Raw genomic sequence first — 18,500 nt, 5'->3', positions numbered from 1 at the left:
CGTGGCCGCTGTTTGCCGGGCTCTTGGGCGGCACTGGCGGCCGGCTTACTTGCGCCCGCCGGGATCGATGCCTGGCGGCTCGGGCGTGGCCTCGGTGATGATTTTCCAGGTGGCCCCCATTTCGCGCATCGCCCGAAAATCTCGCGGGGCATAACTGAATTCGAGGTGCGGCGTCGCCTGCGGCTGCCCTCCCTGGAACCGCGATTCCATCTCCGCATCGAGCACGCCGGTTACCAGCAGCGTGCGCTCGACGGGGTAGGGGGCTTGTCCACGGCGGAAATGGTCCTGGATGGCGTGTGACAGCGCCTTGAAGAGATTGCGGTTCTGCCAGGGGCCAACGTAAAGGCTCGTCGCCTGCGGGGTCGCGTTACCGTCGAGGCGGCAGGCAAAGTTCCAGCGCGTGCTGCCGCTGCCCAGTTTCAGGCCGATGGCCCGGAGCCCGTCGGTGTAGGTCAAGAGCACACCGTGCGCCGAGTTCGGATCGCCACCGGCCGCGGCGATCTCGCGGAGCGGCTTGCGCTCGCCAAGTTCGGCGGCCATTGCCAACTCGGCCAGCTCGATCGACCAGCGGCCCTCGTCGGCGGCCTTCCACAGCGGTTCTCCGGTCAGGAACTGGACTTCACGAATGCCGGTCTCGCCGCCGGCGCGGGCCTCGACCATCGATTGCAGCACTTCGAGGCAATGGAAATCGTACGACTCGACGCCGCCCGCGTGGATCGAGACGGCTTCGGTGATCTTGGCGCCTGCCGGCAATTCGAGCGGCGGGCGGCGTTCGGCCAAGGGGACGCTGCTGCCGGCCATCAACGGCATGTGCAGCTCCCGGGCCGTGTCGTACATCTCCTTGGCCCAATCCCAGCGATAGGAGAGATGTTTGTCGTTGAACACCGGCACCCCGCGGCCGCTCGTCCGGCAAACGGCGGCAATCTCGTCGAAAAACCGCTTGCGCGGATACTCGTGCTGTCCTTTCTCGTTGTGCGGATAGTTGCCGTGTTCGCCGATCGACAGCACGGCATCGACGGCCAGCGTATCGCCCCCCTGGCAGAGGCATTCGCGAATCGTGGGATAGATCTTGATGCCGTAGCTCTCGGCCACCTGCCGCGACATGTCGCCCTCGGGAAACTGGTCGACGTAGAAGCAGGGGACGTTCATGTCGGCGTGCTGCCAGAGGCCGTTGAACAAGTACGGTTCGAGGAAATTCTCGAGGATCACGTGGGCATGGCTGCGATAGGTGAATTCGGTCAGCACGACGCCGACACGTAACTTCGCGTTCGCCGCGCGGGCCATCTGCGGGTGGATCGAGGGCCAAAGTCCGGCGGCTGCGGCGCCGGCCCCGACCCGAAGAAAATCACGACGAGCGATAGGTAGCGCGGCAGCAGGCATGGGGTGACTCTCCGCGGAGGCAGGACGGTGTGCCGCGAGTTTACGGCGCCAGCGCGCCGGCTGCGAGCGCCAGGGGGGCCGGATCGTCGAACACGCGCCAGCGCTGTGGCGAAATCTGGCTGAAAGCCGCCTCGTAGCGCGGAGTGCCGTGCGGCTCGCCGGTGCAATTGCGAATGAAGATCGCCGCGATTTGCAGCGGATTCTCGCGAGCGAGCTTGCCGTAGATCTCGGGATCGCGCTGCGATGAATCGCCGACGAGCACGAACCGACGCTCGGGGAAATGCTGCAGGATGCGGGCGATGACGCTCGCCTTGAAGCCGTCGTGATGCTCTTCAACTTCGAGCATGTCGCTCCCGCCAAACCGGAAGGTGCGCAGATGCATCGAACCGGGAGGCAGCCCGGCATCGTGCAGAAACTGCGCCAGCGGCTCGACGAGCTGCTTGGGCGAGGCCGAAACGTAGTGAAACGCCGCGCCTGCGCGCCGCCATGCGGCCAGCGCTTCGGGCATGCCCTGGACCGCGCGGAACGGGCGGAAAAACGTGTTGTTCATCAACTCGCTGTGATCGTTGACCTGCGTGACTTTCACCGTGTCATCGATGTCGCAGACCACCGACCAGCCCTGGTGGCCGATGAGTTGCACGTCGATGCCGAATTGGCGCCGATCGTGGTCGGGCAGCACGGCCTGCACGCGCAGTCGCTGCTCGCGCGCGACGGCGGCCGGGTCGAATCCCGCGGCGGCCAGCGCTTCGATGTCGATCTCGCCCGAGAACACCCCGTCGGCGGCCGTGGGGGCGAACTCGTGCTCCAAGCGGCCGACTCGCACGATGACGCGCTTGTCGCGCTCGTGATCGACGAGAAAATGCGCCACGCGCTCCCGAAACAGCGCCGACTCGTCGGCGTTGTCCGGCAAGCCGAACAATTGTGCCAGCCGGGCCGTCGCGCCTGCGCCGTGGCGCGATTCGAGCACGACGCCTTCGATCCACAGCCGCACCCCCGCCTGCGGATCGAGGTGCCCGTAGGTGGGATAGAAAACAATCCGTTCGTCGGCTTTGAGGTTGGTCACCGGTTCAAGGGCCCCGATCGTAGTGGGTAGTCCGAGCGCGAGCCAGCCGGCCAAAATCGTTCCAGATGCCCAGCAGCAAGCCGATCGCGTGGGATTCATCCGCAAAATCCAGGTCAGCGGTGGTTTCCTGCATCGGCTAGCGATCCCAGCCGCCGGCGCTGCGCAGTTGCTCGACCTCGGACAGCGCCCGCTCGCGCAACGAGACGTAGTCGGTCTTGGCCACGCGATTGAGCGGCAGTCCGCCCGGCGGCAGCAGCACGTAATGCGTGGGCCGCATGTAGGCGGCAATGCCTTTGGCGTGTTCCTGCAACTCGACCAGCTGCAATTCGACGCCGGGTCGTGATTCGACGAACAGCACGACCCCCTCGCTGAACACCTCGTGCGGCGCGCCTACGGCGCCGCAAGCGGCGACCCGGTCGGCCAACAGGCAGAAATGGTTTTCGATCTGCGCCGGATGCACCTGGTAGCCCTTGGGCTTGATCACCAGCTTCGACCGGCCGGCAAAAATCAGCCCCCGAGGGCTCATGTAGCCGAGATCTCCCGTATAGCAGACACCGTCGTTGCTGACCGTGCGGCGATAGGCCTGCTCGTCGTTCACATAACCGATGAACACCTGCGGCCCGCTGAAGCAGATCTCGCCAGTTTCGCCGGGGGGCAATTCCTCGCCGGCCGAACCGTCGCCGCACATGGGTTTGCGGATCGACAACGGCGTGACAGGCATGTCGAACCCCACGCCGGCCTGCAAGTCGTCGACCGTGCTGTCGAGCGGAGTGTAGGTGACAAACCCCGCCATTTCCGTGAGCCCGAGCCCCGTGCCCATCCGGGGCGCCATGCGTGCCAGTTGTTCGAGGAATTGCCGCGTGACCTGCTGGCCGCCGAACAGCGCGAAGCGCAGTGATGAAAGATCGAACTGCTGATAATTCGGCAGCCGCCATTGCATGGCGAACAGCGCAGGGATCTGGCCGAAGCATTCGACGCGGAGCTCCTGGATGGCCCTCAACGACTTTTCGGCGTCGAACAAGTGCAGCAGCACCGCGCAGCCGCCGCTGAACAGCGTCGTCATGAGCTGTTCAGCCTGGCAGCCGACGTGCGACGGCGGCAGATTGACCAGCATGCTCGGCCGGTCGAGCATCTCGAAGCCGCACGCCAGGCACATGTTCTGGCAGGTAATGTTGCGGTGCGACAACAGGGCCGGCTTGGGGAGGCCAGTCGACCCGGTCGTGTAGATCACCTGGGCCCCGTCGGTCTCGCGGATCTGCGCGGAAATCTCGCGCAATTTGGTCCACAGCGGGTGTGCGGCCTCGGCCGCCAGCGTCGTGGCCCGCGCGGCCAGCGCGTGGGCCGACAGCGCGCCGGGGATCGTCTCTGCCGGCGGGCTGAATTGAAACAGGTGCTCGACATAGGGGCAGTGCTCGCGGACCGCCTGGCCCAGCGCCGAGAAATCGGCCACCGGCGTCTTGCCGAGAAAGGCGAAGCCCTTGGCCCGGATCAGCGACAGCGAACGAATCACCTCGGGGCCTTTGAGCCGCAAGTCGAGCGGCGCGTGAATAACGCCGATCTTGAAGCAGGCGTACTCGAGCAGCACGTGCTCGGCCAGCAGCGGCAGCGACGTGGCGAGAAAGTCACCCGGGCCAAAACCCAGTTCCAACAGCGCGAGTGCCAGCGCGGTCGTCTGCTCGTCGAATTGCCGGTAGGTCAGTTCGCGGCCGGTGTCGTATTCGATCAGAGCGAGTTCGTCGGGCGTTTCGCGAGCCCATTTGGCCACCACGCCGTGCAGCAGGTGGCGATCGGCGAAATCGCGCTCGAAGTTTTCCAGCGTGCACTGGGCGACGCCGTGGCGGTAGGCAAGTTCCATGGCAGCGTGGGGTTGCGGTGTTGATCCGAAGGTGTGCAGGTTGCCTATTTCAGCCGCCGGCAGCAGTGGCCGGCTGGCGCGATTCGCGCTGCGACGGCGCGTTGGCTGCCGGTGGAGCTAGCGGCCAGTCGAGATCGAGCGCCAGCGCGGCCGACGCTTGCCGGCAGCGTTCGTCCGGCATGTCCAGGGTGCTGTCGGCCGCGGCGATAAACCGCTCGGCCAGCAACAGCGGCCGACCGTCTTGCTCGGTTGCGGCGCTCCACTGCGCCTGCTGGAGCAACAAGACCGAGGCCGCGGCGCGCGCCAGACGCAGGGCGAAGCCGCGCGCGCCGGCTTCGAGAGCCTCGCGCCCGGCCGTGGCCCCCGCGACCAGGAACTGTTCCAGCTCAGCCAATTGCCGGACGACGCGCTCGGCCGACGGACGCAGCTCCGGGAGCGATAAATCCTGGAGTCCTTGGCGTAGCGATTCGACGAACGGGCCGAACGCCGCCTCGCGATCGATGGCTCGCAGCGCATCGAGCGAAAGCACGTTGGTCGTGCCTTCCCAGATGGGCAAGACTTGCGCGTCGCGTAACAGCTTCGGCAGCCCCGTGTCCTCGACGTAGCCCGCGCCGCCAAAACATTCGAGGACTTCGCTGGCGACGGCAACGGCGAGTTTGCCGGTCCACAGCTTGGCCAGCGGCGTGAGCAGCCGCAGCGTCGCTGCCTCTTCGGCCGTCGCCAGGCCGCACTCTTCCCGGCCCAGCAGTCCGATGGCATGCAGCGTCAGGGCCAGGCCGCCGGCGATCTCGATCTCCAAGTTCGCGAGCGTGGCCAGGTGCGCCGGCTGCTCGGCCAACGGCCTCCCAAACGCCTCGCGGCGGCGGGCATAGTCGCGTGCCAGCATCAGCCCGCGGCGCGCGCCCGAGACGGCGCAGATGGCGTTGTACAGGCGCGTCACATTGACGAGCGTGACGATCGTCGCCACACCGCGACCCGGCGGCCCGATCATCCGGGCTGGGGTGCCGTCGAGCTCCAGTTCGGCCGTGGGGAGCGCGCGCGTGCCGAGCTTGTCCTTGAGGCGGTTGATGTGGATCCGATTGAGCTGGCCGGTTGGGTCGCGCGTCTCGACGTAAAACGCGCTCAGCCCTCGGCTGCCCGCGGTCGTTGAGCCGTCCGTGGCCTCGGTGCGCGCCAGCGTGATGGCCATCTCGCTGGTCGTCGCTGAGGTGAACCACTTGGTGCCGGAGAGCCGCCAGGTGTCGCCGTCGAGCCGTGCGATCGTCTCGGTGCGGCCGACGTCCGAACCGCCAGTGCGCTCGGTCATCCACTGTCCCGAGGTCCAGGCGAGCTTCGGGTCGCGCGTGGTCAGGCGCCGAAACGCGTGCGATTTGAGCGAAGCGTCGCCGTGCGTTTCGAGCAGCCGGGCGGCGCCGTCGGCCATGGCGAGGGGGCAGGTAAAGACGGCCGACGAAGGGTTGAACACGTACAGCTTGGCGAATTGATGCAAGCGCGAATAAGGTCCGTGGCGGCGCTCATAGCCGGTGGCCACGAGTCCTTCCTCGGCGCTGATCGCGGCGAGCCGCTGCCAGCCGGGGGCCACCTGAATCTCGTCGATCCGGCGACCCCAGGGATCGAACGGCACGTAGACCGGCGGATGGGCCTCGGCATCGGCCGCCGCCGGGGTCACCTCGTGCAGCACCCGTTCGCCGAAACGGGTCACGTCCGCGTCGACCTCGGCAAGAACGTCGGCGGGAAGCAGCCGGCGGAGCTGCCCGGCCAACAGGCGATCTTCCGTGTACGGGTTACCCAACTGGGGCGGGTCCTGAAAAAACGCATTCATGGCCGGGCCTCGCAAACGAGAATTCGCGACACCGGGAAACCGGTTCGCGGGTCGCCCCTCATTCTAGCCAAACACGGCAGCGCTGCCTGTTGCAATCCGGCGGCGCGCGGCCGTTGCTTGACAGCGCCGGCCGGCGGGCCGCATATTGCCGTTGCGTTGGCACTTAAGTATTCCATTCGAGCGGCCACGGTCGGCTCGAGGGTCTTAGGAAGCGAGTCCGCACTTGAAAGATTTCGACTACGCCGCGGCGGCCACGGTGGACGAAGCCGTGAGCCTGTTGGCTGCCCATGGACCGCAAGCAAAGGTCCTCGCCGGCGGCACCGATATTCTGGTCCAGTTGCGCGAAGGCATGCGCGACGCCAGCCTGGTCGTGGATATCAAGCGAATCCCCGAGCTTACGGCCATCGACTGGCAGTCCGATGGTTCGCTGCGGCTAGGTGCCGCGGTGCCGTGCGCCCAACTCTACGGCAACCCCCGCATCGTCGAGGCCTACGCCGGCCTGACCGACGCGGCTCACATTATCGGCGGGTGGCAGATTCAGAGCCGGGCCAGCCTGGGGGGCAACCTGTGTAACTCGTCCCCGGCCGCCGACTCGATTCCCGCTTTGATCGCCTACGGCGCGCGAGCCCAAATCGCCGGGCCCGAGGGCACCAGGCTGGTGCCGGTCGCCGAATTCTGCACGGCCCCCGGCAAGAACGTGCTGCAACGGGGCGAGTTCCTGGTGAACCTGGAACTGCCCGCGAAGCTGCCGCGGAGCGGCGGGGCTTACCTGCGGTTCATTCCGCGGAATGAGATGGATATTGCCGTCGTCGGCTGCGGTGCCTGGGTGCAGTTGAGCAACGACCTGAAGTCGGTTCAGGCAGCGCGGATTGCGCTGGCGGCTGTGGCGCCGACCCCCTTGTTGGCGACCGCAGCAGCCGACTGGCTTGTCGGCCAGCCGGCAACCGAAGCGTCGTTTGCCGAGGCGGGGCGGCTGGCGCAGCAGGTGGCCCGGCCGATCTCCGACAAACGCGGCCCGGCCGACTACCGCCGGCACCTGGTCGGTGTCCTGGTGAAGCGCTGTCTGGCCAAGGCCGCGGCACGTGCGGCAGGTAAAGATCAAGGTTGAATCTCGCAGTCCGGCCGACATCCAGGCCCCTGCGGCAACTTGGGAGAGTTTCGGTGGCCAAGAAACGCAATCACGTCACTGCCACGGTCAATGGCGAGCCGGTCGAGTTTCTCTGCGAAGCCCGCCAGAGCTTGCTGGAAGTGTTGCGCGACACGCTCAATTTGACCGGCGCGAAGGAAGGCTGTAACAACGGCAACTGCGGCGCTTGCACGGTGCTCGTCGATGGCCAGCCCGTGAATAGCTGCGTGATGTTGGCCGTCGAGGCCGAAGGCGCGCAGATCACGACGGTCGAGGGCCTGGCCCACGATGGTCGCCTGCATCCGTTACAGCAATGTTTTCTCGAAGATGCCGCCTTGCAGTGCGGCATCTGCACGCCTGGCTTCCTCGTGGCGGCCAAGGCCCTCTTGGATCGCAACCCGCATCCCACCGAGGCGGAAATTCGTTTCGAACTCGCCGGCAATTTGTGTCGCTGCACGGGCTACGACAAGATCGTGCGCGCCGTGCTCGATGCCGCCAAAAAATCGCAGGAGGTCGCCCGCTGATGGCCACGACGACTCGCGCCACGACCGACGAAGCACAGCCGGAAAAAAACGGCCACGGTCGCCACTACAAAGTGCTCGGCACGCGGCCGATTCGCCACGACGGCAACGACAAGGTGACCGGCCGCGCGATCTATACCAACGACGTGAAACTGGCCGGCATGGTCGCCGGCCACGTCCTACGAAGTCCGCATGCACATGCCCGGATCCGTTCGATCGACGCCTCGGCGGCGTTGCGCTTGCCTGGCGTGCTGGCCGTGGTGACGGCCGCCGACCTGCCTGATTTGAAGGACAAAGTGGCCAATCTCGGCGAAGGCGCGGTGAACCTGGCGCACTTGGGCGCGAATTGCCTCGCCCATGGCAAGGCGCTGTACAAGGGCCACGCCGTGGCGGCCGTGGCGGCCCTGTCGCAGCATCTGGCAGAAGAAGCGGCCCAGCTCATTCGGGTCGAATACGAACCGCTGCCCAGCGTCACCTGGGTGCTCGACGCGATGCAGCCGGACGCGCCGTTGCTGCACCAGGATTTGCACACCAATCGGATGGGGACCACGGACCCGAAGCCGAGCAACATCGGCCAGTATTTGCGCTTCGAGCTGGGCGACGTCGCACGCGGCTTTGCCGAGGCCGACCTGCTCATCGAGCGCGAGTTCAAGACCGCATCGGTCCACCAGGGCTACATCGAGCCGCATGCCTGCGTGGCGCTGTGGAACAGCGATGGCCAGTTGAAAATCTGGACCTCGACGCAAGGCTCGTTCACCTGCCGCCAGCAGACCGCGGAATTGTTGCAGGTTCCGGTTTCGCGCGTGACCGTGACCCCTTGCGAGATCGGCGGCGGTTTTGGCGGCAAGATTCCCGTCTATCTCGAGCCGCTGGCGGCCTTGTTGAGCCGCAAATGCGGGCGGCCGGTCAAGCTCACCATGAACCGCGCTGACTGTTTCGAGGGCACCGGCCCCACGCCCGGCTCGTTCGTACGGGTCAAGCTGGGCGTGAAGAAAAACGGGCGGCTCACCGCGGGCCAGGCCTGGCTCGCCTACGACGCAGGCGCCTATCCCGGTGGCATGATCGGGCCGGGCTGCATGTGCGTGTTCAGTTGCTACGACCTGCCTCATGCCTTGGTCGAAGGCTACGACGTCTGCGTCAATAAGCCGAAGACGGCCGCCTATCGCGCTCCGGGGGCAACACAGGCGGCATTCGCCTGCGAATCGGTCATCGACGAGCTGGCCGAGCAATTAGGCATGTGCCCCATCGAGTTTCGGTTGCTGAACGCCGCGAAGGAAGGCACCCGCCGCGCCGACGGACCGGTTTACCCACGCGTGGGATTCGTCGAAACGCTTGAGGCGGCGCGCGCCAGCGACCACTGGAAAACGCCGCTGGTCGGCCCAAATCGCGGCCGTGGAATCGCCAGCGGCTTCTGGTTCAACATTGGCTTGAAGTCGAGCGTCTCGGCGTCCGTCAATCCCGATGGGACGGTTGCGCTGCTCGAAGGCTCGACCGATATCGGCGGGTCGCGCGCCAGCATTGCCATGCAATTGGCCGAAACACTCGGGATCGCGGCCGAGGAGGTGTTGCCCCGGGTCGTCGATACCGACAGCGTGGGCTACACCGATGTCACGGGCGGCAGCCGCGTCACCTTTGCCACGGGGTTGGCGGCTTACAAGGTCGGGCTCGATCTGCGCGAACAGCTTTGTGCTCGCGCGGCCGCCCTTTGGGAATGCGAACCCGACCAGGTCGAGTTCGTGGCCGGCACCTTTCGTGGGCCAGGGGAGTCGATCTCGTTCAAAGAACTCGCCGCGAAGCTACCCCACCTGGGAGACCCCGTCGTCGGGCGGGCCAGCGTCAGCCCGGAAGGCTCGACGAACACCTTCGGCACGCAAATTGCCGACGTCGAGGTTGATCCCGAGACGGGCAAGGTCACGATCTTGCGATACACCGTGATCCAGGACGCAGGCTGTGCCGTGCACCCCAGTTACGTCGAAGGTCAGATGCAGGGCGGTGCCGTGCAGGGCATCGGTTGGGCGCTCAACGAGGAATATGTCTTCGACGACGCGGACCGGATGACGAATGCTAGCTATCTCGACTATCGCATTCCGACCGCACTCGACCTGCCGATGATCGACACGATCATCGTCGAGGTGCCGAACCCGGACCACCCCTACGGGGTGCGTGGAGTGGGGGAAACTCCGATCGTGCCTCCGCCGGCCACACTCGCCAACGCGATCTACCGGGCCACGGGTGTGCGCATGCGCGAGCTGCCCATGTCGCCGCCGCGACTCTGGGCAGCCCTGAGCAACAAGCCGGCCTAGACCCGATAGAACTGCGCCGCATGGCACACGTTTTCATTCCGCCGTTGATGCGCGGGCAAACCGGTGGCCAGGCCGAATTGGATATCGAAGCGTCGAGCCTGCGCCAGTTGATCATCGCCCTGGAGCTTGCACATCCCGAGCTGGTCGGCCGCTTGCGCAGCGGCGATGGGCTCGCGGCCGGCGTTGCCGCGTCGATCGACGGCGTGATCACCTCGCAGGGACTCTTAGCGCGTCTTAAGCCTGAGAGCGAAGTTCATTTCCTCCCGGCAATTGGTGGGGGATGCTGATCCTCCACTGCCCGTGTGAGCATTAGCCGATGGTTCGCAGCGGACCAATTAGGCATGAAATGAGCCAAAATTCACCGATTTAGGGGTAGCACTGCCCGGCACCGTTCGATACTGTTACCGCACCAGGCGCATTTCTTTCGGGCCAACTTGCGTTCTCGTCCGCAGTCCGTCACTTGTCTCAGGCCTTTGCGCGCCGGCAGAACCGGGGGGTTCTTGTCTGCCCAGTGCGACGGCCCGGCGTCCGCACGTTGTTTTTCGATCACGCTTCCGGCAGAGAGGTCAGGCATGCCTCGATTGTCAAATCGCCCACCATCTCGAATCCGTCACGGTTCGAGGCCCTTGACTATCGAATCCTTGGAATATCGACAGCTTCTGGCAGTGACCGCGAGTATCGAAGGGCCCGCTGCGGTTTCCCGCGGAGTGGACACCGTCTTCACGCTGCGCGCCACGGACACGTCTCCCCCAGGGCAGGATCAATCGTTCGCATGGTTCATCGATTGGAACGGCGACACGATTGTCGAGGAGTACGTTCGCGGAGTTGGTTCGGCGCAAGTTCACCACACGTTCACGGGGACCGGTGCGCAGTCGATTCGCGTCACCGCGTACAACGAGCTCGCCGTCGGGAGCCCGGTGGTGACGCATACCGTGACGATTGCGTCGTATCGCGTCGAAGTCGATGCGTCCAACTCGTCGCTCAACAACCTGATCTGGCTGGGGACGCCCGGCGACGACTTCGTGCAATTCACGCGTCAAAGTGGCCGCGTGACGATCATCGAATCGCGCATCAACGGGGTCACCACCAATAACCGGCAGTCGTTCAACAATATCAACGGCTACATTTTCGCCGATGCCGGCGCCGGTGACGACATCGTGTCGTCGAACGGGTTGGGAGTCACAGCGACGTTCTTCGGTGGCGATGGCGCCGATCAATTGTTCGGCGGCGACGTGGCCGACTATCTGGACGGCGGCGCCGGCAACGACATCCTCGTGGGCGGCAACGGCGACGACTTCCTGATCGGCGGATTGGACCATGATGTCGTGGTCGGTCAGGCCGGCAACGATTTGCTCCGCGGCGGCGACGGACGCGATCTCATCATCGGCGGCCGCGGCGGCGACAATCTGGTCGGCGAGAAGGAAGCCGACATCGTGATCAGCGGTTGGACCACTTACACCGACCAAGGCGCCGCCGACGTCGTCGCGCTGATCGCCATGCGGAACGAATGGCTCTCGAACCGCAGCTACAGCGAGCGGATCGCGAATCTCTCGGACGAAGGCACGCCGACGCGAAACAACGGTGAAAACTATCTCCGCCGCGGCAAGGAAGTCATGGTCGACGACGCGGTCGACGTCGTCGCCGGCAGCGCCGGGAACGACTGGTTCCTCGCCAACGCCGCCAATCGTTCGGAGAACGGCGTCTTTCTGCCCGCCGACACGATTAGCGACCGGGCACTCCGCGAACAACTCACGGATGTCGAGTTCTTGAACGTGCAGCCGATTGCCAGCCCCAACCTGATCATCCGAGCCTGGCCGACCGAGGCCCAGGCCCTGCTCGACCGCATCGTGGCGCAAGGCCTGCAGAACAACCTGCCCTTCTCTGGCCTGATGGTGATGATGCGGCACCTGGAAACGCCCGACAAGGACCACGAGTTGGGCCCGCGCGCGGCGGCCGCGGCCGTCAAGCGTGCCCTCGATCTGGGCATCCAGGCGGGCGTCGGGCTGGCCTTCTTCCCGCAAGAAGGCGAATGGACCAGCGTCGCCGGCTGGGCCGAGTGGCGCAACGACATCGCCGCGCTGCGCGACGCGCTCGACGAGCTAGGCGTCACGAACGACGCCTTGATTGGCCTCGATCTCGAAGACTATCCGGGCGTGCCCAACCCGGGCCGCCCGCCCGACCTGCCGTTGGACTATGCCACGATCGACGCATCGTCCCTGGGCCGTGCGGTGCGCGACTCCGGATTCCTCGCGCAGTTGGATACCGACTTTGGCGGGCGGCTGCAAATCTCCTTCCCGTCGGGCAAATCGGCCAACTTCAGCGAGGAGATCGCCGTGGGCATGGCGATGCGCGTCAACACGCTGGCCGACTACAACACGTTCGTCCTGACGGACCGGCTGCTTCTCGGCGAGCAACCTTCGGCATCTGAATGGCGGACGCTCGTCGACAATCAACTGGCGCTGGCCCAGCAGATCGGCGTAACCGATCTGATCGGCACGAAGGCCAGTATTTTGCGGCCGGAGAACGCCGCGATCTGGCAGCGATTCCTCGAATTGACCGGTGAACCGGAAACCGTGTACGTATTCCTGGACGACTCCAACTACCTGGGCGAGGGCTGGTAGTCCACGGCTTGCTCGAACGTCGCAGCGTAAGACGGCCGCAGCAAAAAACAGGCCGGTGCCGAACCGCATTCGTTCGGCGCCGGCCTTGCTCTTTGGCTCTTTGTTATTGGGCTCTTTGTTATCGGACGGGGTGCTGTGCGATAGGAGCCGGGGCGTACGAACTCAGCCGCCGCGTCCGCGGAGCCGACTCAGTTACCGCATCAGCGGCTGGCGCACCCAAGACACGCCCGCGTCGGACTTGATCTGATCGACCCAGGCCAGGTAGACATCGCGCTGTTCGGGCCGCCCGGCGTTGGTGTAGGTCGAAAGTTGCTCGGCCAAGAACCTCTCGCGCAGCACGACCTCGCTCGGCTCGTATTGCAGAACTCGCACGACGTAGGCCACGCTCTCGGGACCGTTCATCGCAACGCCCGTCTCGCCCTCGGCCAGACGAAAGACGTCCAACATGAATTCGTTGCCGGGTTGATCGACGTTGGGCACCTGGCTGATCCGCGGAGGCACCTGCGCGGTCTGGAACGGTACCCCCCCTTCCGTCATCCAGCTAAAGCTGCCCGTCAACTCGACCTTGATGTTCGGGTCCGAGGCCAGGCCTTCCTTGAGTGACGCGGCCGACTGCGCCTTCGCGGCGAGGGCCTCGGCGGCCTTACGGGCCAGCGGCCGGGCCTGCTCGAACTTCCAGGCCTTCAGCACCTCGGCCTTCGCCTCGGCAAACGTCGGAATCTGGTCTGCGGTCGACTCGCTGACCCAGAAGATGTAACGGTTTCCGGCCTGGTCTTGCACATATTGTGTGGAGTAAGTGCGTACATTGGCGAACACGCTTTCGACGATCGATTGGCCGTTGTCGGTCGCGGCGCGGCCGATGCCGTCGATCTGCTGTAACTCGGCGGCCGACACCAAACCGGTCGCGCCGGAGCTGATGCCCGGGTGTTGCGCCGCGAGGGCGGCAAAGTCGAGCGGGACCGGCTCCTGCGAGGTTTCTTTCCGGTCTTGATCCAGGCTCCAGCGGAGCCGCGCCTCGGCGTAGGTCTCCATCTCGCTGCGGAGCGGTTCGAGCGCCTGCCGCATCTTTTCGGTCGCCTTTTCATTGGCGAGCTCTTCACGGATGCGGTCTTCCACCTTCCACAAGGGGTCGTATTTAGGATTCGGGCCTTCTCGAACGTCTTGCGGCAGCGTGTAGTCGACGGCCAGATCTTCGAGTCGAAGCACGGGCACAGCCGGAGTTGTCGCCGGCACTGAGCCTGGGGGAGCGCCGCCAGCAGTGGTTGGGGCAGGCGTCTCCGGTGTCTGTGCAGGAGGGGTGCTTTCAGCAGGGGCCGTGCCCTCGGCTGGGGTCGTGGCCACCGGCGGCTCGGTGGCTGCCGGAGGTTCCGTCGCCACGGGAGGTTCGGTCGCGGCAGGCGAATCGGTGGCTGTCGGCGGATCTTGCAACAGGACCGTCTTGAGCAGTGCAAGGGGGAGTGCCCTTAGCAGGCCACCGCGCACGGCCATCGGCGATGGCGATTCAGGTGTCTGCGGAGCTTCCTGCTCGGAAGTGCCTTCCGACTGGGGGGCCGGCTCGGCCGGTGCATCCGTCGGCTCACTGGGCGTATCGCCTGCCGGGGTGTCTGCGGGCGGTTCTGTGGTGGCCTGCGGCTCTGTCCCGGCCGGTGTTTCGGGCGGGGCTTCGCTCGTCGATGCGGGCTGTTCGCCGGCCGGCTCGTCTTGCGGCGCCTCGGTTGTTACCGGCGGCGCGAAAAAGTCCTCTTGGGTCCACAGATAGCGAGTGTCCTTGAACTTCTCGTAATGGGCAGCGATTTCCTCTACGGTGATCGCGTCCTTGTCGAGAAACTTCTCATACTCGGCTCGGAAGTATTGCAGGTTGGCTCGCTTCGGGTGGTGGAATCCGAACTTCGGCGAGCCGGGCTCAGGATAGGCCTCTTTGCGGCTTTCGAAGAACTTGACGAGCTCCGCCTCGGTTGGTTCGGGCACCTGGGTAACGAACTGCGCCACGGGCACGGCGGCCACTTCGGCCGAGGCACGCCGCCGAAGTCGACGGAAATAATCCCAACGTTGCGCCGGCGTGTAGCCGCTCTGCAGCGAATAGGAGAACAGCTCCTGCAGTTTCGCTGAGAGCATCTCCTGCCGCATGACGTTGAACATCTGCTTCGGTGTGGCGCGCAGGCTGGTGATCACCTGCGTGATCTGATCGGAAGTAAGCTGGTTTTGCGTCAATCGGATCAGGAACTTGTTCAATTCCAGATCGCTGATGACGATGCCCATTTCCTCGGCCCTACGCGCGAGGATCAGCGAATTCAGAACCGATTCTTCGGACGGGTCGCCGAGCAAGCCGCGCTCGAACAGTCCCCGCTCGGTCTGAAATGCATACATCTGAATGGCTTGCGGCTGCTGGCCCTTCTGCTGCATGACGTTGATGGTTTGCCGCATCAGGCTTCCGAAGAACTCGTTGAGCACCTGGCGGTTTCGGACCATCGAACCGAGCTGTTGCTCGGTGATGGGGCCGTACTTGGTCGTGACGGCCAACCCCTCGCCCTTGGGCTTGTCTTCGGCCAGCCTCATCATGATCGGGATGAACACGAAGGCGAACATGGCCATGATCCCGAGCACGGCCAGCATGATCTTTTGGTTGCGGCGAAAGACGTTAAACGGACTCGCCATGCGTATTGAGACCCTAGGGGGAGGGGGGCACGACTGGCCAAAGTGCTTGACAGCCAGCCGCTGAGAAGATTAACAGTGAGCGGCGGACAAGGGTCCCCCGCACGATCGTGATTGTAGGAGGAGTCGACCTAAACGCAATCCCAACAGGGACTCGCGTCGATTCGACTCCGCCTGGAGCGAACGGCGGCCGCGGGCAGGCGCAGACGATCGAAGGGACTCAGCGGGGCGGCCGGCTGTAACGGCTGTCGGGCCCGTCGCGGCGCGCGTGGGTTCACTTGCAGCAGTCATTCCGCCCCGCGGGGAGCGACTGTGGTTTTGGGGTCCGCGCGGCTGATACCTAGGGACGCGCCGACCGGAAGCCCCCTGTTTTACACCTGAGCACTCGCCGGCCACCGAGCCGGTTGCACCGATCATGGCGAAAGCATCGGCTGCCAAGCCTGGAAAGCCCCTGATGATCGTCGAATCGCCTGCCAAGGCGCGGACGATCAAGCGGTTTCTTGGCGACGGTTACATCATCGAGGCCAGCATCGGCCACGTCCGCGACCTGCCCGAGGGCGCCAAGCAGGTTCCCGCCAAGTACAAGGGCGAGGACTGGGCTTACCTGGGCGTCAACGTCAAGAGCGACTTCGACCCGGTGTACGTCATCCCGCCGGGCAAGACGCAACAAGTCCGCAAGCTCAAGGATTTGCTCAAAGAGGCGTCGGCCCTGTATCTGGCGACGGACGAAGACCGCGAAGGTGAGGCCATCAGTTGGCACCTGCACGAGCTGCTGCAGCCCAAGGTGCCCGTCAAACGGCTGGTGTTTCACGAAATCACCAAGGAAGCCATCGACGAGGCGGTCTCCCAGCCCCGTGGGATCGACGAAGCATTGGTCCAGGCCCAAGAGACGCGCCGCATCGTCGACCGGCTCTACGGCTACGAGGTCTCGCCGCTGCTGTGGCGCAAGATCAAGCCGCGGCTGTCGGCGGGCCGCGTGCAAAGCGTCGCCGTGCGGTTGATCGTCGATCGCGAACGCGAGCGCATGGCGTTTGTCTCGGCCACGTATTGGGACTTGCTCGGCCGGTTTGCCAAGCTGTCGGGCGAGGAGTTTCAGGCCGAGCTGGTGAGCGTCGACGGGCAGTCGGTGCCCAGCGCCCGTGATTTCGACCCTGCCACGGGCCGGCTCAAGAATCCGCAATGCGTGCTGCTCGACGAGACCCGGGCCAAGGCGCTGGCTGAGCGACTGGCAACCGCCGAATTCCGGGTGATTTCGCTCGACGACAAGCCCTACACGTCGAAGCCCTACCCCCCGTTCACGACCAGCACCCTGCAGCAAGAGGCCAACCGCAAGTTGCGGTTTACGGCGCGGCGGACAATGAAGGCCGCGCAAAGCCTGTACGAGAACGGGCACATTACTTACATGCGTACCGACTCGACGAACCTGGCCAAGGTGGCGGTCGAAGCGGCGCGCGACCTCGTGGCCTCGCAATATGGTCGCGAGTATCTGCCCGACCAGGCCCGGAGCTACCAGACCAAGGTCAAGAACGCGCAAGAGGCTCACGAAGCGATTCGTCCGGCGGGTCATCCGTTTCCGCTGCCCGAGACGCTGCGTGGCCGCCTCGACGAAGACGAATTCAAGCTCTACGACCTGATCTGGAAGCGGACCGTTGCCAGCCAGATGGCCGACTCGCGCGGCCGGCGGATTTCGATCGAGGTCGAAGGTGCCGGGGCGCTGTTTCAGGTGGGCGGTAAGACGATCGACTTCGCCGGATATCTGCGGGCCTACGTTGAGGGCGCCGACGACCCGCAAGCCGAGCTGGCCGACCGCGAGACAGTGCTCCCCAGCGTCGCAGTCGGCGAGCAGCTCCGCTGCCTGGATCTTTCCAGCAAATCGCACACGACGCAGCCCCCGGCGCGATACACCGAGGCGACGCTGACCAAATCGCTGGAAGAACTCGGGATCGGGCGGCCGAGCACCTACGCAGCCATCATCGACACGATTCTGGCGCGCGACTACGTGTTCAAGCGCGGCAACGCGCTGGTGCCAACCTGGACCGCGTTCGCCGTGGCGAATCTGCTTGAACAGCACCTGCCGAAGCTGGTCGACTACCAGTTCACGGCGCAAATGGAAGACGACCTCGACGCGATCAGCCGCGGCGAGGCCGAACGCGTCGACTATCTCCGCCGGTTCTATTACGGCAATGGCCAGCCGGGATTGAAGACCCAGCTCGAGAAGAAAGTCGACACGATCGATGCGCGGCATGTGAACCGTATACCCATCGCCCGGATTCCCGGCGTCGACGGCCCGGAGGGCGAAATCGTTGTGCGCGTGGGCCGGTTTGGGCCGTTCCTCGAGCAGGGCGAGCGCCGGGCCAGCCTGCCCGAGGGCACGGCGCCCGACGAAGTGAACCTGGACTCGGCGCTCAAGTTGTTGAGCCAGGCGGCCGCGGCCGAAGAGCCGTTGGGATTTTGTCCGGAAACCGGCAAGCCCGTGTTTCTCAAGACGGGGCGCTTCGGGCCCTATGTGCAGCGTGGGACGACGGAAGACGAAGAGAAGCCGAAGAACGCGTCGCTGTTGCGCGGCATGCAGCCCCAGGATGTGACCCTCGAAATGGCGCTGCGGCTGTTGTCGCTGCCGCGGACCTTGGGCGTGCACCCAACGACGGGCGAAGCGATCGTGGCGTCGAACGGCCGCTTCGGACCCTATGTGAAATGCGGCAACGAGACGCGCAGCTTGCCCGAATCGATCTCGATTCTGGATGTGACCGAACAGCAGGCCCTGGAATTGCTCGCGCAGCCCAAGGCGGCACGGCGCGGCTTCGGCCAGGTGCAGGTCGTCCGCATGCTCGAAGAGTCGCCGGTGACGAAGCAGCCGGTACAAGTGCTCAACGGACGATACGGACTGTACGTGAGCGACGGGACCACCAATGCCTCATTGCCCAAGGAGCAGAAGGCCGAGGACCTGACGCTGGCGGCCGCGCTGGAATTGCTCGCGGCCCGCGCGGCGATGGGTCCGCCGAAGAAAGGCGCCGCCCGTCGCAAGACCTTCACGCCCAAGGCCAAACCCGCGGCTGCGGCGTCCAACGTCGATTCGACCGCGCCGCCGGCGGCCAAGAAGAAAACCGCCAAGAAGGCCGCTGCGCGCCGCCCGGCCAAGTCGGGCAAGAAATAGTGC

11 protein-coding genes are annotated in these 18,500 nt (G+C 65.2%); 6 read left to right on the top strand and 5 right to left on the bottom strand.

Annotation, left to right across the window (positions count from 1 at the left end; all coding sequences use genetic code 11):
* Positions 1–45: 45 nt before the first annotated feature.
* Genes K1X74_11365 through K1X74_11350 form a run of 4 tightly spaced genes read right to left on the bottom strand, consistent with a single transcriptional unit; the run spans position 46 to position 6,120 of the window.
* Complete coding sequence (locus tag K1X74_11365) at positions 46–1,380, bottom strand: hypothetical protein (GenBank protein ID MBX7166919.1); 1,335 nt, start codon at positions 1,378–1,380, stop codon at positions 46–48.
* 40 nt (positions 1,381–1,420) lie between these two features.
* Positions 1,421–2,542 (bottom strand): App1 family protein, encoded by a 1,122-nt coding sequence (locus K1X74_11360; protein MBX7166918.1) that lies wholly within the window; start codon positions 2,540–2,542, stop codon positions 1,421–1,423.
* 37 nt (positions 2,543–2,579) lie between these two features.
* The gene (locus tag K1X74_11355; protein ID MBX7166917.1) at positions 2,580–4,298 is read right to left on the bottom strand and encodes an acyl--CoA ligase; all 1,719 of its coding nucleotides are present in this window, start codon (positions 4,296–4,298) and stop codon (positions 2,580–2,582) included.
* A gap of 49 nt (positions 4,299–4,347) precedes the next feature.
* The gene (locus K1X74_11350) at positions 4,348–6,120 is read right to left on the bottom strand and encodes an acyl-CoA dehydrogenase family protein (GenBank protein ID MBX7166916.1); all 1,773 of its coding nucleotides are present in this window, start codon (positions 6,118–6,120) and stop codon (positions 4,348–4,350) included.
* Between the two features lie 223 nt (positions 6,121–6,343).
* On the opposite strand from K1X74_11350, the gene K1X74_11345 reads away from it, so the two are divergent.
* The 5 genes from K1X74_11345 (at position 6,344) to K1X74_11325 (ending at position 12,691) form a co-directional block, all read left to right on the top strand.
* Positions 6,344–7,228 (top strand): FAD binding domain-containing protein, encoded by an 885-nt coding sequence (locus tag K1X74_11345; GenBank protein MBX7166915.1) that lies wholly within the window; start codon positions 6,344–6,346, stop codon positions 7,226–7,228.
* A 53-nt stretch (positions 7,229–7,281) separates the two neighbouring features.
* On the top strand, positions 7,282–7,770 hold the full coding sequence (locus tag K1X74_11340; GenBank protein MBX7166914.1) for a (2Fe-2S)-binding protein: 489 nt from the start codon (positions 7,282–7,284) through the stop codon (positions 7,768–7,770).
* Positions 7,770–10,070: a xanthine dehydrogenase family protein molybdopterin-binding subunit gene (locus K1X74_11335; protein MBX7166913.1), complete on the top strand. Its 2,301-nt coding sequence runs from the start codon at positions 7,770–7,772 to the stop codon at positions 10,068–10,070. Before K1X74_11340 ends, K1X74_11335 begins: the two co-directional genes overlap by 1 nt.
* A 20-nt stretch (positions 10,071–10,090) precedes the next feature.
* On the top strand, positions 10,091–10,357 hold the full coding sequence (locus K1X74_11330; GenBank protein ID MBX7166912.1) for a MoaD/ThiS family protein: 267 nt from the start codon (positions 10,091–10,093) through the stop codon (positions 10,355–10,357).
* Positions 10,358–10,696: 339 nt separating this feature from the next.
* Positions 10,697–12,691 carry a hypothetical protein gene (locus K1X74_11325; GenBank protein ID MBX7166911.1) on the top strand — a complete coding sequence of 665 codons (1,995 nt, stop codon included), beginning with the start codon at positions 10,697–10,699 and terminating at the stop codon, positions 12,689–12,691.
* A 192-nt stretch (positions 12,692–12,883) separates the two neighbouring features.
* Here the strand turns inward: K1X74_11325 and K1X74_11320 are convergent, their stop codons facing one another.
* On the bottom strand, positions 12,884–15,346 hold the full coding sequence (locus K1X74_11320; protein MBX7166910.1) for a hypothetical protein: 2,463 nt from the start codon (positions 15,344–15,346) through the stop codon (positions 12,884–12,886).
* A 412-nt stretch (positions 15,347–15,758) separates the two neighbouring features.
* Here K1X74_11320 and topA point away from each other — a divergent pair, with 412 nt between their 5' ends.
* Positions 15,759–18,497 carry a type I DNA topoisomerase gene (gene topA, locus K1X74_11315; protein MBX7166909.1) on the top strand — a complete coding sequence of 913 codons (2,739 nt, stop codon included), beginning with the start codon at positions 15,759–15,761 and terminating at the stop codon, positions 18,495–18,497.
* Positions 18,498–18,500: the final 3 nt, after the last annotated feature.

The sequence above is a fragment of the Pirellulales bacterium genome (assembly GCA_019694435.1).
GTDB lineage: Bacteria > Planctomycetota > Planctomycetia > Pirellulales > JAEUIK01 > JAIBBZ01.
This window is presented reverse-complemented; position numbering and strand designations above follow the sequence as displayed.

Bases quoted from the DNA above. Each gene is read 5' to 3' on its own strand.
- K1X74_11320 (MBX7166910.1), bottom strand. From the start codon at position 15,346: ATGGCGAGTCCGTTTAACGTCTTTCGCCGCAACCAAAAGATCATGCTG.
- K1X74_11355 (MBX7166917.1), bottom strand. From the start codon at position 4,298: ATGGAACTTGCCTACCGCCACGGCGTCGCCCAGTGCACGCTGGAAAAC.
- K1X74_11360 (MBX7166918.1), bottom strand. From the start codon at position 2,542: ATGAATCCCACGCGATCGGCTTGCTGCTGGGCATCTGGAACGATTTTG.
- K1X74_11330 (MBX7166912.1), top strand. From the start codon at position 10,091: ATGGCACACGTTTTCATTCCGCCGTTGATGCGCGGGCAAACCGGTGGC.
- K1X74_11365 (MBX7166919.1), bottom strand. From the start codon at position 1,380: ATGCCTGCTGCCGCGCTACCTATCGCTCGTCGTGATTTTCTTCGGGTC.
- K1X74_11350 (MBX7166916.1), bottom strand. From the start codon at position 6,120: ATGAATGCGTTTTTTCAGGACCCGCCCCAGTTGGGTAACCCGTACACG.
- topA (MBX7166909.1), top strand. From the start codon at position 15,759: ATGGCGAAAGCATCGGCTGCCAAGCCTGGAAAGCCCCTGATGATCGTC.
- K1X74_11335 (MBX7166913.1), top strand. From the start codon at position 7,770: ATGGCCACGACGACTCGCGCCACGACCGACGAAGCACAGCCGGAAAAA.